The sequence below is a fragment of the Paenibacillus oceani genome (assembly GCF_014705615.1).
GTDB lineage: Bacteria > Bacillota > Bacilli > Paenibacillales > NBRC-103111 > Paenibacillus_AB > Paenibacillus_AB oceani.
In genome coordinates, this window is record NZ_JACXJA010000006.1 from 315,986 (window position 1) to 330,851 (window position 14,866).

The 14,866-nt window shown below is 54.4% G+C and carries 14 protein-coding genes and 1 pseudogene; 4 read left to right on the forward strand and 11 right to left on the reverse strand.

Annotation, left to right across the window (positions count from 1 at the left end; all coding sequences use genetic code 11):
- Positions 1-56: 56 nt before the first annotated feature.
- From IDH45_RS06690 to trxA, 5 genes are all read right to left on the reverse strand, one after another.
- On the reverse strand, positions 57-587 hold the full coding sequence (locus IDH45_RS06690; RefSeq protein ID WP_190925878.1) for a YceI family protein: 531 nt from the start codon (positions 585-587) through the stop codon (positions 57-59).
- 126 nt (positions 588-713) lie between these two features.
- Complete coding sequence (locus IDH45_RS06695) at positions 714-1,574, reverse strand: VOC family protein (protein WP_190925880.1); 861 nt, start codon at positions 1,572-1,574, stop codon at positions 714-716.
- Between the two features lie 204 nt (positions 1,575-1,778).
- Complete coding sequence (locus tag IDH45_RS06700; RefSeq protein ID WP_190925882.1) at positions 1,779-2,258, reverse strand: DsrE/DsrF/DrsH-like family protein; 480 nt, start codon at positions 2,256-2,258, stop codon at positions 1,779-1,781.
- Between the two features lie 20 nt (positions 2,259-2,278).
- A complete protein-coding gene (locus IDH45_RS06705) occupies positions 2,279-3,067 on the reverse strand; it encodes a sulfite exporter TauE/SafE family protein (RefSeq protein WP_190925884.1) in 789 nt (262 codons plus the stop codon).
- Between the two features lie 62 nt (positions 3,068-3,129).
- Positions 3,130-3,453, reverse strand: coding sequence for a thioredoxin (gene trxA, locus IDH45_RS06710; protein ID WP_190925886.1), 324 nt, complete (start codon positions 3,451-3,453; stop codon positions 3,130-3,132).
- A gap of 203 nt (positions 3,454-3,656) precedes the next feature.
- Here trxA and IDH45_RS06715 point away from each other — a divergent pair, with 203 nt between their 5' ends.
- Positions 3,657-3,857: a hypothetical protein gene (locus IDH45_RS06715; RefSeq protein ID WP_190925888.1), complete on the forward strand. Its 201-nt coding sequence runs from the start codon at positions 3,657-3,659 to the stop codon at positions 3,855-3,857.
- A gap of 92 nt (positions 3,858-3,949) precedes the next feature.
- Here the strand turns inward: IDH45_RS06715 and IDH45_RS06720 are convergent, their stop codons facing one another.
- From IDH45_RS06720 to IDH45_RS06730, 3 genes and pseudogenes are all read right to left on the reverse strand, one after another.
- Positions 3,950-5,065 carry an ABC transporter ATP-binding protein gene (locus IDH45_RS06720; protein WP_190925890.1) on the reverse strand — a complete coding sequence of 372 codons (1,116 nt, stop codon included), beginning with the start codon at positions 5,063-5,065 and terminating at the stop codon, positions 3,950-3,952.
- A gap of 209 nt (positions 5,066-5,274) precedes the next feature.
- Positions 5,275-6,084: a TrmH family RNA methyltransferase gene (locus IDH45_RS06725; RefSeq protein WP_190925892.1), complete on the reverse strand. Its 810-nt coding sequence runs from the start codon at positions 6,082-6,084 to the stop codon at positions 5,275-5,277.
- A 21-nt stretch (positions 6,085-6,105) separates the two neighbouring features.
- A pseudogene (locus IDH45_RS06730) lies at positions 6,106-6,843 on the reverse strand (potassium channel family protein); the annotation flags it as partial.
- An 80-nt stretch (positions 6,844-6,923) separates the two neighbouring features.
- Between IDH45_RS06730 and sspI the strand changes: the two are divergent.
- The 3 genes from sspI (at position 6,924) to IDH45_RS06745 (ending at position 9,654) form a co-directional block, all read left to right on the forward strand.
- Complete coding sequence (sspI, locus tag IDH45_RS06735) at positions 6,924-7,127, forward strand: small acid-soluble spore protein SspI (RefSeq protein ID WP_190925896.1); 204 nt, start codon at positions 6,924-6,926, stop codon at positions 7,125-7,127.
- A 295-nt stretch (positions 7,128-7,422) separates the two neighbouring features.
- Positions 7,423-8,166 (forward strand): response regulator transcription factor, encoded by a 744-nt coding sequence (locus IDH45_RS06740; RefSeq protein WP_190925898.1) that lies wholly within the window; start codon positions 7,423-7,425, stop codon positions 8,164-8,166.
- A gap of 3 nt (positions 8,167-8,169) precedes the next feature.
- Positions 8,170-9,654 carry a sensor histidine kinase gene (locus IDH45_RS06745; protein WP_190925900.1) on the forward strand — a complete coding sequence of 495 codons (1,485 nt, stop codon included), beginning with the start codon at positions 8,170-8,172 and terminating at the stop codon, positions 9,652-9,654.
- 659 nt (positions 9,655-10,313) lie between these two features.
- Here IDH45_RS06745 and IDH45_RS06750 read toward each other — a convergent pair.
- The 3 genes from IDH45_RS06750 to zwf form a co-directional block, all read right to left on the reverse strand.
- Positions 10,314-11,897 carry a peptide chain release factor 3 gene (locus tag IDH45_RS06750; RefSeq protein ID WP_190925902.1) on the reverse strand — a complete coding sequence of 528 codons (1,584 nt, stop codon included), beginning with the start codon at positions 11,895-11,897 and terminating at the stop codon, positions 10,314-10,316.
- A 23-nt stretch (positions 11,898-11,920) separates the two neighbouring features.
- A complete protein-coding gene (locus tag IDH45_RS06755; RefSeq protein ID WP_190925903.1) occupies positions 11,921-13,012 on the reverse strand; it encodes a metallophosphoesterase family protein in 1,092 nt (363 codons plus the stop codon).
- A 262-nt stretch (positions 13,013-13,274) separates the two neighbouring features.
- Positions 13,275-14,831 (reverse strand): glucose-6-phosphate dehydrogenase, encoded by a 1,557-nt coding sequence (gene zwf / locus IDH45_RS06760; protein WP_190925905.1) that lies wholly within the window; start codon positions 14,829-14,831, stop codon positions 13,275-13,277.
- Positions 14,832-14,866: the final 35 nt, after the last annotated feature.

Sequence of the window (14,866 nt, forward strand, 5' to 3'; positions counted from 1 at the left end):
TAATGAAACGGCGACCGGGTTCACCGAATCGCCGCTTGTTAGATAGCCTTCCCTTGTTACGCTTTTACGCCTTCGATATCGATCGAGATTTTGATATCGTCCCCGATCAGCACGCCGCCCGCTTCCAGTACGGCATTGTAAGTCAGGCCGTAATCGCTGCGCTTGATTTTGCCTTTGCCGCTGAAGCCTGCTTTCTCATTGCCCCAAGGGTCTTTGCCGGCTCCTTCGAACGTTACGAGGAACGTCTCTGGACGGGTAACGCCATGGATCGTCAAGTCGCCGGTAACGTCATATTCGCCGTCGTCCTTCGCTGCGATGCCGGTCGACTTAAACGTAATGCTCGGATACTTCTCCGCGTCGAAGAAATCCGGGGAGCGCAGGTGCGCGTCGCGGTCTGCGTTGCGGGTGTCGATGCTGCTTACGTCCACTTTAAATTCGATGCTGGCTGTAGTAAGGTCTTGCGGGTCTGCTTCTACCGTCGCCTCAAATTTATGGAATGAGCCTTTTACGTTGGCAATCATCATATGTTTAACCGAGAAGTCAATGCTGCTGTGAGTCGGGTCAATCGCCCAGTTCGTCTTCGACATAATCAAAATCCTCCCCATATTGTTCATTGACTTATTAAAATTTATTTACTTATGTTTCGTAACAATATTATCTTAAGTGAACTACTTCTCTTTGTCAACGGGAACATGGCGAATATGTGGAAATATTTACTCTCCGGCCGTCAATCTGATTCCGATGCCTGAAGGGTCCTTCAGCATCCAGCCTCCGTCGTGCTCCTGCACGGGTATCCCTGTGCTTCGTACTCGATTTATGGTCGCTTCGAGCTCTTGCCGATCCGGAATTACGACGTCGTAATACGACAATCCTACCGCATGATCGGGAGGCGTCGGTGCCCCTACACCGGCCCACACATTCAAGCCGATATGATGGTGATAACCGCCGGCCGAGACGAACAAGGCGGCATTTCCCATCCGGGCGACCAGATCGAAGCCGAGCACTCCGCCGTAAAATTTCCACGTCCGGTTCAGATCGGAGACGTGCAGATGGATATGACCGATAGTCGTGTCGGGATGCAGCCCGGTCCACGGCAGGTCGCCCGCCTGCATCAGCAAATCGTCCAGATCCAGGGGATCAACTGCCATTGCGATATCCCCGTTCGGGAGATGCTTCCACTCATCCCTCGGGCGGTCCGCATAAATTTCGATTCCGTTGCCGTCCGGATCGTCGAGATACAGCGCTTCGCTCACCAGATGATCGGATGAGCCGATGCGTATGCGGTGCTCCACGAGCCGGCGCAGCGACAGCCCCAGCGACCGGCGATCCGGCACGAGAATGGCAAAATGGTACAGGCCGGATGTGGATCGCTTGGGCATCGCGAGCCCGCCGGCAATTTGCCGCAGCGTTAGGAGCGGCCGCTTGCCGTCAGCGGTCAGCTCGGCGACATCCGCTTCCTGCCGGAGTACTTTCAAGCCGATAACATCGCGATAGAACGGAATAGAACGCTCCAGATCGGCTACTTTCAAATGGACGGTACCTATGGACGTGCCCGGATATATGCTGTGTGTCATCTTCGTTTCCTCGCCTTCGTATATGATTTCAGGTCTATTATTTATTCGGTGTTCATTAATTACTTTTAGTAAGTAAGTGTATATTAGTAATTAACTTCTGTCAAGCGAAACATTTTCTTTTACCTCGTCTGCTTCCGGAAACGCAGAAACCTCCTGCCCACCAGGTGTGGGTAGGAGGTCTGCCCGGTTTTCGCCAACTTTCGATCAAATAAACAAATTGACTTTAGCGTCGGACGCATCGCCTAAATAAGCTGCGACTCCCGCATACTCAATTTCGTCCATCAGCTCCTCTTTTTGCAAGCCGAGCAAATCCATCGTCATCGTGCAGGCAACCAGCTTCACCCCTTGTTCGCGGGCAAGCTCGATCAATTGCGGCAAAGAGAGCGCATTGTGCTTTTTCATCACATGTTTAATCATCTTCGGGCCCATCCCGGCAAAGTTCATTTTGGACATCCCGAGCTTGTTCGCCCCACGTGGCATCATCGCTCCGAACACCCGCTCGAGCCAACCTTTCTTCACCGGTACAGGCTGATCCTTCCGCAGCGTATTCAACCCCCAGAATGTGCAAAAGATCGTTACCTCGTGATCGTAAGCGGCCGCTCCGTTCGCAATAATAAAGGCGGCAATCGCCTTGTCCAGCTCCCCGCTGAACAGTACAATCGTCGTTTTCTCTTTTTGGCTCATAATTTATTATTCCCCTTTCGTTATCCCATCAACAGATCCAGCCATATTTTTACGACCGTCGCCGTAATCAGTCCGGCCAATATCCACTGGAGCGCCTTCACGTTCATTTTCTTTCCCGCTTTCGCGCCAAGCGGAGAAGCGATGACGCTCGCGATCACCATCACCACGGACGGGATCAGCAGCATATGGCCGCCCATTAATTTCCCTGCCGTTGACCCGATCGAAGACAAAAACGTAATGGCGAGGGACGAGGCGATCGCCACGCGGGTCGGAATTTTCAGCACTACCAGCATGATCGGCACCGTAATAAAAGCACCCGCCGCCCCTACGATCCCGGATAAAACTCCGACAACCGCAGCGGACCCGGAAGCGAGTATCGGATCAAACCGGATCTTCGAGTAATCGTCGACATCCTGCTGCTTTTTTGGCATAAACATCATGACAGCCGCGACTAGCGCCATAACGGCGTACGTAACGTTAATAGCCGTATCCGGCAAAAATTTCGAGCCGTATCCTCCCAGAAAGCTGCCTGCGATAATCGGAATCCCCATATAAAGGACAAGCTTTTTGTTAATAAAGCCTCCCTTGCGGTAAGCGAGCATCCCCGACAATGTGGCGAAAAATACCTGAACGGCACTGACAGCCGATACCTCCTGAGCCGTCAAAGCGGCAAAACCGAGCGCCGGTGGAATATACAGCAGCATCGGATATTTGATGATCGAACCTCCAATGCCCACCATGCCCGAAATATATGACCCTATGAAGCCGATAAGAAATAAAGTTACGATCCAGCCGACTTGGACGTCCATGACTCGTCCCCTCTCTATAAAGGAATAAATACCCCCATGGGTATTGATCCCGTCAAAAAAAATTACTGGCGGGCATGTTTCATAACGGCACTTTTAAGAACCTGGAGTGGTTGTACGCCGACAAAGCGTTCGACCTCGACTCCGTTCCGGAACAAAATCATCGTCGGTATCCCCTGGATGCTGTAACGAACCGCACCAGTCGGGTTCTCGTCGACGTTCAGCTTGGCAATGACGGCGGCGTCCCCCACTTCCTCCGACAATTGCTCAAGGATCGGAGCGATCATCCGGCAAGGTCCGCACCACGGCGCCCAGAAATCGATCAGGACCAGTTTGTTGTTCTGAATAACCTTTGCGTAGTTGTTATCGGTAATAGGCATCGTCGCCATATTCCATTCCTCCTCAATATTATACTTATACGTGTAGGGGTATATACTCATCATAGTACCATTTATACGCGATGTCAACCTGCCGATCCGATTTTGCGCCACTTTGGCAAGTGGATGGTCCGATTGCCGGCCAAATGGATGGTTACAGGAACATTGTCCCCTGTTACTCTAAATGTACCAAATCCGATAAAGCAGGTGATCCTATGGCGATTTACGCTGCCTTAATCATCTTTTTCATAATCTTGTCCGCTGTCGCTACGATCTTGGTCGGAATGTCCAAACAAAACCGGGACGGCAATCCCGAATACGAAAAAAGAACGAGCGGCAACATGGTCCGGCTGACTTCCTTTTATGTAATCGCCGGTATCATCGGGATCGGGATTATGCTGTATGTGATCTATTGATCCGGCTGAACGCCAAAAGACTGTACCCCGTAACGCAACGTCCCGGATACAGTCTTTTTTCATTTATCACGAATGCAATTGTTATTTTTCCTCTACAGTATCCGCTCACCGGTGTCGGTGTCGAAAAAGAGGGCATGCTCCCTATCCAGCGATACGGCCACATGGTAATCCGGCTCATAACGGTTGGACGGGCTTGTCCGCACGACTAGCAGGCTGGGCATCCCGATATCGAGATACACAAAACGGTCCGCTCCCATCAGCTCGTCCTGGCGGAAGATGCCGCTGATCGTCGCCTCGGGATGCCGCTCCGCCCGGATCGGGTCCACACTTACATGCTCCGGACGAATACCCAGCGTAACCCTTTTGCCGATCAGCGGCTTTGCGGAGTCGTGTCCGGCTTTAGGCGCCGACAGTTCAAGTACGAACTTGTCTGTGTGAAATTCCAGCTTCCCGTTTTGCGTCTTCAGCCGGCCTTCGATAAAATTCATTAACGGCGATCCGATAAAGCTGGCCACAAACAAGTTGGACGGATTGTTGTACACTTCCTCCGGCGTATCCACCTGCTGGATGAGTCCATCCTTCATCACAACGATCCGACTCGCCATCGTCATCGCTTCAGTTTGATCGTGAGTCACGTAAATCGTCGTCGCCCCGAGCTGCTTATGAAGGCGGATCAATTCGGCGCGCATCTGCACCCGAAGCTTGGCGTCCAGATTGGACAGCGGCTCATCGAGCAGAAACACTTGCGGATTACGCACGATCGCCCGCCCGAGTGCGACCCGCTGACGTTGTCCCCCGGACAGCTGACTCGGTCTGCGCTCCAGAAAGCTTTCGATCCCGAGCACCCGCGCCGCGCGTTTGACGGCCGTATCGATTTCATGCTTCGGTTGCTTGCGAAGCCTTAACCCGAAGGCGATATTTTCGTAGATCGTCATATTCGGATACAAGGCGTAGTTTTGAAATACCATCGCGATATCGCGGTCTTTCGGGGGAAGGTCGTTAACCAGCACCTGATCGATATAGATCTCGCCGCGGCTGATCTCCTCCAGCCCCGCAATCATTCGCAGCGTAGTCGATTTGCCGCAGCCGGACGGCCCGACGAATACGATAAACTCCTTCTCCCCGATTTCGAGATGAAAGTCTTTGACGACGGCCTGCTTCTCCTTGCCATAATACTTGTACACATGATTCAACAAGATTTTGGACATGATCCGCTCTCCCCTCTGCATGTTCCCGTCTGTAAGCCGCGGAATCGAATCCACCTTGATCGATTCGGTTGAATCTGTATAGTTTACACGGTCCGTATTTGCCCTGTGTAAACCCGGGTTGAAGGATTTGTAAATGCAGGCAAAACAAAAGGCAGCCGCACGTTAGCAGCTGCCGTGAGTTTCAAACCTGAAGGTTCATGAGAAATAAATTAGACGGGTCTGGGCCGATCGCCCCGCTGCCGCATGGCCTCAAACAACAATACGGTAGCCGCCATGGCCACGTTCAGCGATTCGGACCGGCCCTTCATCGGGATAATCACTCCGGTATCGACCTGGGCGGCCACCTCTGCCGAGACGCCTTTGCCTTCGTTACCGAGGATGATCCAGGTCGGGACTGTTAGATCCATATCATAGCAGGAGCGGCTTGCCTGCAAACTCGTGCCCACGAGCTGAATGCCCCGGGATCTGGCCAGATCGAGCAGCGGCAGCAGCTCCGTTTCCACGACCGGCACATGGAACATCGATCCCATCGTCGACCGGACCGTTTTCGGATTATACAAATCGACCGTCCCTTTGCCCAGCACGACGCCCGCAGCCCCTACCGCATCCGCCGAACGGATAATCGTCCCGAGGTTGCCCGGGTCCTGTACGCCGTCGACAACGACCACGAGGCTCTCCGGACTTGCAAGCAGTTGCTCTATCGTCTTCGCCGATTTGCGGACGATGCCGATAACCGGCTGGGGGGTCTGGGCATCCGAACATTTGATGAGCACCTGCTCCGTGACTGCGATTCTCTCCACCATCCCGTCATTCAGGCACGCGGCGATCTCGGCCGGCAGGCCGCGCTCTTCCGAATAAAGTACCGTCTCGACACCCGCGTCATATCGCAGCGCCTCCTGGACGAGATGAATGCCCTCGACCAGATAAAGCCCCTGCTTGTCCCGTCCTTTTTTGTCCAGCAATTGGGCCCACAATTTGACGCGGGGATTTTGCAACGATTCGATTTTAAACTGTTTCATGGATTCCGACCCGACTCCTTATTAAGCAAACGCCCGTTCCAACACACTAAGCTGATTGTTTTGACCGACGACAACCAGAATGTCTTCTTCCTTGATCGTATCTTCCGCGTTGGGCGAAATGTTCATTTTTAGTCCCGTTTTAAGTGCCATCACGTTGCACCCGTATTTGGCCCGAATATCCAGTTCGCGCAGATTTTTGCCGATCATCGTAGAGGACGCCTTCAGCTCCACGATGCTATAATCATCGGACAGTTCGATAAAGTCGAGGATGTTCGGGGACACTAGATGGTGTGCAACACGAAGTCCCATATCCCGTTCCGGGAATACGACTTTGTCGGCGCCGATTTTTTTGAGCACTTTGCCATGCAGCTCGTTGCGCGCTTTAACGACCAGCAGCGGCACTCCCATGTCTTTCAAAATGAGCGTGGTCAAAATACTCGACTGGATATCTTCACCAATCGCCACTACGACGACGTCGAAATTGCGGATACCGAGCGCCCGCAGCGCCTCTTCATCGGTACAATCGACCTGAACGGCATGTGTCACCATGGCGGAAACTTCCTGCATCCGCTGCTCGTTCGAATCCAGAGCCATTACTTCATGGCCGAGATCATACAGCGATTTGGCGACACTGGTACCGAAACGTCCCATGCCGATTACCGCGTATTGCTTCTTTTTCATCGTTGTTGTTCCTCCCCCGTCCCTATGTGTTTTTTTATTATACCATAGTGCCGCCGGCACCGCGTATACCGTATCGGCCGTCCGGCGGACGAATACATGAACGGCGCGTCAAGTGCACATATTAGTAAACGGAATATGATGAAACCGGAGGTCCGATTATGATCTTAAGCTTACGGCAAGCCATCATTCAGCGCGTTCACGGGAAGTCGGAGGACGAACTGTACGAAGTGATCGAAGGATCGATCGGCGGTGACGACAAGGCATTGCCCGGACTCGGCGTTTTGTTCGAGATTATATGGCAGCATTGCGGAGAGGATATTCAGCATCAACTGGTAGATACGCTAAAAAACCATATGGACTGACCGTCAGCCGCTTGTCGTCAACCGACAGGCGGCTTTTAATATCGGATCGGCGAATCCTAGTCCTTTTGCTTCTTGCATCTGGGCCCTCAACCGAATATGCTGTAATTGTTACATATTGTAACAACACTGATACAGTTCTTGACTATTACTGGACAGGCTCTTTATTTCCGACCGGGCCCGATTCCCAAGTAATCCCCTTGCAGCTAAAGTGTGGGTCCGAGCTGTTCAGGTTTAATAAAGCGTATCAATATTTTTATCTTTTCCGAACTCGCGATTCCGGATAAGGAGGTGCTGGATGAAGCTGCTCGTTGCCGAGGATGACCCATCCGTATGTGAAATGCTCCGGTTGTTTCTGGAGAAAGAACACATACAAGCCGAATACGTTCATGATGGCCATGAAGCGGAGAAGCTGCTTCGGGAGCGAAACTGGGACTTTGTGCTGCTCGACTGGATGCTGCCGGGACGGGACGGCTTGCAGCTGTGCGCAGAGCTCCGCAGCCGTTCCGACACCCCTGTAATCCTGCTTACCGCCAAAACCGCCGAGAAAGACCGGATAACCGGTCTGGAGCTGGGCGCGGACGATTACGTGACCAAACCGTTCAGTCCGCTGGAGCTGATCGCACGGATGAAGGCGGTTTTGAGGCGTTATAAGGCGGCAGCGGCAGCGCCTTCGCCGGTGCCTGAAGTCGAGGCGGGACCGGCGGCGGGAGCGGAGCCTGAAGATGAGCCCCACGACGAGAGCCGACCGATCCGGTACAAGGAGCTTGCCATCGATACGCACACCCGGGAGGTGACGATTCGGGGTGAGCTTGTCGCCAACTTGACTCCGAAAGAATTTGAACTGCTCCTGCTGTTCGTCAAACATCCGAAAAAAGTATTTACCCGGGAACAGCTTATCGAGAACGTGTGGGGGATCGATTATTACGGGGAAGACCGTACCGTAGACGTACATATCAAAAGACTGCGCGATAAAATTGCCACGAAGGAGCGTTTATGGGTCAGTACCGTTTGGGGAATCGGCTACAAGTTGGAGGAGTAACGAATGAAGCGGTTGTTTTCCCGGTATAAATTCACGTTTTTCCAGCGCCCATTCATCAGTTATTTGCTTGTCGCTTCCCTGCTGCTCGCTATGCTTGGGGCAGGTTTTGCTTCCTACGCCAAGTATGGGCTTTTGTATCCTTACAAAACGGAGGAACTGGTCAGCTATTCTCGGTTCGTCGGAAGGCTCCTGCAGTACGAGGAAGCCCCTTCCCCAACGCTGATGCAAAATCTGGCTTTTTGGAGCGAGCGGAATATATCGGTGATCGTAATGAATCGAAAGGGAGATCCGCTCGAGGAAAAAGCGGGGACGATGACGCCGGAATCGAGGGAACGTACAACCTTGGACGAGCTTCGCAACCACTTATGGCCGGAAAACAACGGGGAAACGTTTCGGATCAGCCAATCGTCTCCCTCCCCCCTGCTAGTGGCCTCCAACGTAGTGCCGTCCAAGTTTCATAACGAGGATGTCGTCATATTTGCTCTCTCGCCGGCCAAAGAGATCAACGCCATGGATAGCGCCATACTGCAAGGTTTCGTCTACGCGATAGGAGCCGTCCTCGCGCTGTCACTGCTTGTCGTGTTTCGTCTGTCGCGGGGCATGAGCAGCGCCGTCCGGACGATCCGGCAAGCAACCGGTTCGATAGCCGCCGGGCGGTACGAAACCAGACTGGGCGTTACCCGTACCGACGAGCTCGGCGATTTGGAGCGCGAGTTTAATAGGATGGCGTCCGTACTGGAGCAGGCATCCGGTAAGCAAGGGCTGGCGGAGACGAGGCGCCGGCAGTTTCTGTCCGACGTTACGCATGAGCTTCGTACGCCGCTTACTTCCATCCGCGGCATTATCGAAGGGCTGAGACACGGCAAAGTCTCGCCGGATGAGGAACAGAAGGCGTACACGATCATCGAAGCCGAGACGAGACGGCTTATCCGGCTGGTCAACGAGCTGACCGACGTAGAGAAGCTGGAAACCGGACAAATCACCCTGCGCCCAGCGGTATGCCGTGTATGGGACCTATTCGAAATCGTAGCCGAGACGCTCGCTATTGTAGCCGCGGAGAAAAACATTCGCCTGCACATCGACTGCCCGGACGAGCTTACCCTATACGGCGACTATGACCGGCTCATCCAAATCACGATGAATGTCGTGAAAAACGCGATCCAGTTTTCCGATTTCGGTACCATTCGCCTGATCGGCTCGGAAACCGCGGAAGCTGTCGTCCTGGAGATCCGCGATCAGGGCAAGGGCATGTCGAAGGAGGAGCAGGAGCGGATGTTCGAACGTTTTTATAGAGGCGATCCCTCCCGCTCGAAAGACAAAGGGGCGTCCGGCCTCGGTTTATTCATCGTCAGGCAGTTGACGGAAGCCCACGGCGGCGCTGCCGACGCGATCAGCGTACCGGGAATGGGCACTACGCTCAGGCTTTCGTTTCCGAAGCCGCCCGCAGTCGACCAGACCCGTGACAGTATGGACTCAGGCGGAAGGTAGTTGGAGGTCAAGCGGACTCTCGGCCCGGGGTAGGCCGGTAGCCGGTTGGGTTTGAACAGCCGGTAGCCGGTTGGGTTTGAACAGCCGGCAGCGAGCGTGCTCCGGCACCTGGCACCGGCAGTCGCGATCGGGGGGGGAGTCGCGAGCGCGGGCGGGACAAATAAGAGCCTTTCACCACCTCTATTTCACCGAAATTTCCGTTTCGATGCAAAATAGGAGCGATTTGAAGCTCTTATTCCGCCGCGCTTCCCCCGATTCCACGCTTCTCCACCAAATGAGAGCTCCTAACCACCTCTATTCCGTCAAAACTGCCGTTTCCGCGCCCAAAACGAGCTGCTAGAGGCTCTTTTTCCGCCACGCTTCTCCACCAAATGAGAGCTCCTAATCACCTCTATTCCGCCAAAACCGCCGTTTCCGCGCCCAAAACGAGCTGCTAGAAGCTCTTATTCCGCTGCGCCTGCCGCGAGCAACTCCACGTCCCGTCTTCACGCTCTCCCCACCAAACAAAAACCCCTGACCGCCTCGATCCCGCCGAAATTCCGTTTCGGCGCTCATAGAAGCGGCAGAGGCTCTTATTACTTTCCTTACTGTTACTCATTCACTCGCCAAGGTCACGGTTCCCGACTACCTACAGCAGCCGCCCCTCGTAACGCTCCGTCTTACGGAGCCGTTTCTAGAAACTTGGCCTGCGGCATCTTCTCCACCGCGCTGCGCATCGCGTATTCGTTCTCGAAGAGCGCTACGTAATTGTCCTTCTTATCCTTCACCAGCAGCGAGTTGATCCGGAATTTCGAAGGGTCGAGCTTCTCGTCGATCACCCAGCGGGCGAACTGGTAAGGCAGCCGCTGCAGCAAAATATCGACCCCGTATTCGGCCCGCATCCGGTGCTCCATTACTTCGAACTGGAGCTGGCCGACGACGCCGAGGATCATCTCGTCGAAGCCGCTCGTCGTATGGAATACTTGAATCGTACCTTCCTCCGTCAACTGGTCGATCCCTTTCAGGAACTGCTTTTGCTTCAGCGCGTTTTTGATCGTCACCTTGCTGAACATCTCCGGAGAGAACGTCGGCATCTCGTCAAACATCAACTCCGGCACTTGGGCCAGCGTATCCCCGATCCGGAAAATACCCGGGTCGAACAGCCCGATAATATCGCCGGGAAACGCCTCTTCGACGATATCGCGCTCCTGCGCCAGAAACTGCTGCGGCTGCGACAGCTTGATGTCTTTGCCGACCCGGACGTGCTTCACCGACATCCCGCGCTCGAACTTGCCGGAGCATATACGCAGGAAGGCAATCCGGTCGCGATGCGCCGGGTTCATGTTCGCCTGGATCTTGAACACATATCCCGAGAATTTCTCAAAAGTAGGCTCCACGACTCCCTGGTTGCTGTTGCGGGACACCGGCTGCGGAGCAAGCTGAAGGAAATTTTCCAGAAACGTCTGCACACCGAAATTGTTAATCGCACTGCCGAAAAAGACCGGAGTCAGCTCGCCCCTGCTCACTTGCTCCAAATCGAATTCGTCGCCGGCGATATCGAGCAGCTGCAGTTGCTCCTGCAATTGCTCATACAAATAGTCGCCTGCAATCTCCCGGACGAGCGGATCGTCGTAGCCGCTCACTTCGCGCACTTCAATATCGTTATGATCGCCGTTCCGGAACAGCTCCAGCCGTTTTTTTACACGGTCGTACACGCCGCAGAACTGTTTGCCCGAGCCGATCGGCCAGTTAAGCGGATAGGAGCGGATGCCCAGCAGCTGCTCGATCTCTTCCATCAGCTCGAACGGGTCGCGGCCTTCGCGGTCCAGCTTGTTCATAAATGTAAAGATCGGAATCCCGCGCTTGCGGCATACCTGGAACAGCTTCTTCGTCTGCGTCTCGACCCCTTTGGCGGAGTCAATCAGCATAACCGCGCTGTCGGCTGCCGTTAACGTCCGGTACGTGTCCTCACTGAAGTCCTGGTGACCGGGAGTATCCAAAATGTTGATCTTGTGGCCGAGATAATCGAACTGCATCACGCTTGACGTTACAGAAATACCGCGCTGCTTCTCGATCTCCATCCAGTCAGAGGTGGCATGGCGATTCGCTTTGCGTCCTTTGACCGTACCGGCCAGCCGGATGGCGCCTCCGAACAGGAGCAGCTTCTCCGTGAGCGTCGTTTTCCCCGCATCGGGGTGAGAAATGATGGCGAACGTACGGCGTTTGCTGACCTCGGTCCGCATATTTGTCGTTATTGGATTCATAGTAATCTTGTCGTTCCCTTCTTCTAGTTCCGGCCTTCTACTTTGGCTCGTTCCAGCGGAATCGTCCAGTCGGCTGCCGTTATGAACGATTTTTGGCTGAATTCCCTGCCGCGAAGCACGACCCGGTCTTCATATACTTGCACGTACAGTCCTTGCGTTTTGTCTTTCGCTTCTTGCTGGAAGCTCCGGTTCGAAGTCCGCCCGACCGAAGAATTGACGAACCAGTGGAACGACTCCTTCGAATAGTGCGACGATCCGTTCTCGAAATCCTGATGCGTATGGCCGGAAAAAACGAATACGTTCGGATACGGCTTTAGGATCTCCCGGAACGCCTTGGCGCGAATGACCCGGTGCGTTCCTCCGTCCTGCCCTTCCGGCGGCAGCGGCTGGTGAATCATAACGAAGATCGGTTTGTTGTCCTTCGTCTCCTTCAGCTTGGCCTGGAGCCATTCCAACTGCTCATCCGAATACCAGGCCCCTTCCCCGACGTCCGGCTGTTCCTGGACATACGTCTCTTGTGACATCATGATCAGATGGTAGCCGTGAATCGTAACATCTGAATACGGCTTGGAGAGGTTAAACATTTTCTGAAAGCGCGCTCTCGACTCCGCGTCGGTCTGCCCGTTCGGCATCGTCTCTCTGGCAAATCCGCCGTTTTTGTCGATCCAGATCCGGTAGTAGTCGTGATTCCCCATATTGCCGTAAATTGGGGGCAGCTTATAGTCCTTTAAAATCGCTTCCAGCGCATTATATTCGGCGTCCGTCCCGTAATCGGTCAAATCGCCGGTAAACACGATCGCCTCCACCTTGGACTCCAGCTTGGTGACGTCGTCGAGCGCCTGCTTCAGCTTCTGAGACGTAGCCGGATCGTACAGCGAGATGTGCAAGTCGCTAAAAAGAAAAAACGAAAGCAGCGGTTCAGCCGAAACGACCGGCTTCACGTCTTGCGCGGGGGCCGGTTCCGGTTTGGGCATCGGGACGACGACGTCCGCTACCGCCGGCGGTGCAGAGGGCTGTGTGCCGACACGGGTCAATAGCTGAAACAAAGCGTAAAACGAACCCGCGATCACGGCAAAAGCAGCGAACAGCCATTTCATAAATCCGCGTCTGGACATGGTCTCACTTCCATTTTTCCAAGATGAACACCGCTATTATTCATTATATAGAAAAAGGGCTGTCTTCGTCTACGCGGACGGTTTGGGCTCGCAAGCGAAAAAAAAGACCTTCGGGTGTCCGAAGGTCGCAGCGGTCCGGGTTGTCCGCCATCCCGCAGCGGGCTAGGAACGAAGCGCCGTTGCAGGCCAGCCGGCGGCAGCCTGCCGCTCCCCCGTACAGCGAGCCGGCAAAGCGGCGGCGGTCCGGATATACAGATCCAATTTACTTGCCGGCGACCGGAGTCGCCCAGACGACCTCGCCTTCAAGCTGGCCGTTAACCGGCCACCACTTGAAGCCGTCGCTCGCCAGCAGCTGCTGCGCCGCCTCTGGCCCCCAGGAGCCCGCGGCATAATATTGAAGATCGGTGCTTTGCTCGCGCCAGGCGGATTCGATCCGGTCGACGAATTTCCAGGCGAGCGACACTTCGTCCCATCTTGTAAAGTAGGTCGAGTCGCCGCGCGCGGCATCGAACAGAAGCCGTTCGTAAGCCTCAGGCGTATTGATGCCGACTTCGCAGCTTTGGCAGAAATCCATGGCGATCGGTACGATCCCCCATTGGGAGCCCGGCCGCTTCGCATTCATTTTTAAATAAATGCCTTCCGTCGGGTTGACCCGGAATACGAGCAGGTTCGGCTCGAGCTTCGTTTTGCTGGAGAAATAGACGTTCTCCGGCATGTTCTTGAACTCGACGACAACCTCGGTCGTTTTCACCGGGAGCCGCTTGCCCGTACGAATATAAAACGGTACGCCGGCCCAGCGGAAGTTGTCGACGAACACTTTGGCCGCAAAATACGTCTCCGTGACGGAGTCGGAAGGCACGCCTTCCTCGTTCCGGTAAGCCGGGAGCGGCTTGCCCTTCAGCTCGCCGGCCGAATACTGGCCGCGGACTACATGTTCTTTCACTTCGTCCGCATTTTTGAAGATGCGCAATGAGCGGAGCACCTTAACCTTCTCGTCCCGGATATCTTCGGGCTCCATCCGGCTGGGCGGCTCCATCGCCATCATCGTGATCATCTGCAGCATATGGTTTTGGCCCATATCCCGCAGCGCTCCGGCATGATCGTAGTAACCTCCGCGCTCCTCGACCCCTACCGTTTCACTGAGCGTAATCTGGATATTCGCTATGTACTTGTTGTTCCACAGCGGCTCGAACAAGGCGTTCGCGAACCGGACCACCTCGATGTTCTGCACCATCTCTTTGCCTAAATAGTGGTCGATCCGATATATTTCGTCCTCTTCGAACACTTGGCGGATTTGCTCGTTTAGCTTCTGCGCCGAAGGAAGATCGTACCCGAAAGGTTTCTCGATAACGAGACGGTGCCAGCCGCTGGAATCGAGCAGCCCGCCTTCCTTCAGGTTATTGCTGACGCTGCCGAACAGCTCTGGAGCAAGCGCCAAATAAAACAGACGGTTGCCGCCGATATCATACTGGTCGTCGAGCAGATCGGCCAGCTTTCTCAGCTCTGCGAACGCCTCCGGCTTGTTGATGTCGAGCGACATGTAATGGAAATGTCCGGCGAACTCGTCCCACTGCTTGTCCTCCTCGGATTTGTAACGCGCGAATTCGCGAATCGACCCACTTACGTCGTCCCTGAACTGCTCGTTCGTACGCGGACGTCTCGCCAGGCCGATGACGGCAAACCGCTTGGACAGCTTCCCCTCGCGATACAAGCTGTAAATAGCCGGAAACAGCTTTCTCCGCGCCAAATCTCCGGTAGCTCCAAAGATAAAAAAGAGCGTGCGATCCGCTCCAATATCGCCCAATTCCCCAAAATTCATCGTTCATCATTCTTTCTTCGCGAAATTCGGTCCAA

What these genes read in the sequence shown, in the direction of transcription:
- IDH45_RS06690 (WP_190925878.1), bottom strand. Translation starts at nt 587, where the DNA reads ATGTCGAAGACGAACTGGGCGATTGACCCGACTCACAGCAGCATTGAC.
- IDH45_RS06695 (WP_190925880.1), bottom strand. Translation starts at nt 1,574, where the DNA reads ATGACACACAGCATATATCCGGGCACGTCCATAGGTACCGTCCATTTG.
- IDH45_RS06700 (WP_190925882.1), bottom strand. Translation starts at nt 2,258, where the DNA reads ATGAGCCAAAAAGAGAAAACGACGATTGTACTGTTCAGCGGGGAGCTG.
- IDH45_RS06705 (WP_190925884.1), bottom strand. Translation starts at nt 3,067, where the DNA reads ATGGACGTCCAAGTCGGCTGGATCGTAACTTTATTTCTTATCGGCTTC.
- trxA (WP_190925886.1), bottom strand. Translation starts at nt 3,453, where the DNA reads ATGGCGACGATGCCTATTACCGATAACAACTACGCAAAGGTTATTCAG.
- IDH45_RS06715 (WP_190925888.1), top strand. Translation starts at nt 3,657, where the DNA reads ATGGCGATTTACGCTGCCTTAATCATCTTTTTCATAATCTTGTCCGCT.
- IDH45_RS06720 (WP_190925890.1), bottom strand. Translation starts at nt 5,065, where the DNA reads ATGTCCAAAATCTTGTTGAATCATGTGTACAAGTATTATGGCAAGGAG.
- IDH45_RS06725 (WP_190925892.1), bottom strand. Translation starts at nt 6,084, where the DNA reads ATGAAACAGTTTAAAATCGAATCGTTGCAAAATCCCCGCGTCAAATTG.
- sspI (WP_190925896.1), top strand. Translation starts at nt 6,924, where the DNA reads ATGATCTTAAGCTTACGGCAAGCCATCATTCAGCGCGTTCACGGGAAG.
- IDH45_RS06740 (WP_190925898.1), top strand. Translation starts at nt 7,423, where the DNA reads ATGAAGCTGCTCGTTGCCGAGGATGACCCATCCGTATGTGAAATGCTC.
- IDH45_RS06745 (WP_190925900.1), top strand. Translation starts at nt 8,170, where the DNA reads ATGAAGCGGTTGTTTTCCCGGTATAAATTCACGTTTTTCCAGCGCCCA.
- IDH45_RS06750 (WP_190925902.1), bottom strand. Translation starts at nt 11,897, where the DNA reads ATGAATCCAATAACGACAAATATGCGGACCGAGGTCAGCAAACGCCGT.
- IDH45_RS06755 (WP_190925903.1), bottom strand. Translation starts at nt 13,012, where the DNA reads ATGTCCAGACGCGGATTTATGAAATGGCTGTTCGCTGCTTTTGCCGTG.
- zwf (WP_190925905.1), bottom strand. Translation starts at nt 14,831, where the DNA reads ATGAATTTTGGGGAATTGGGCGATATTGGAGCGGATCGCACGCTCTTT.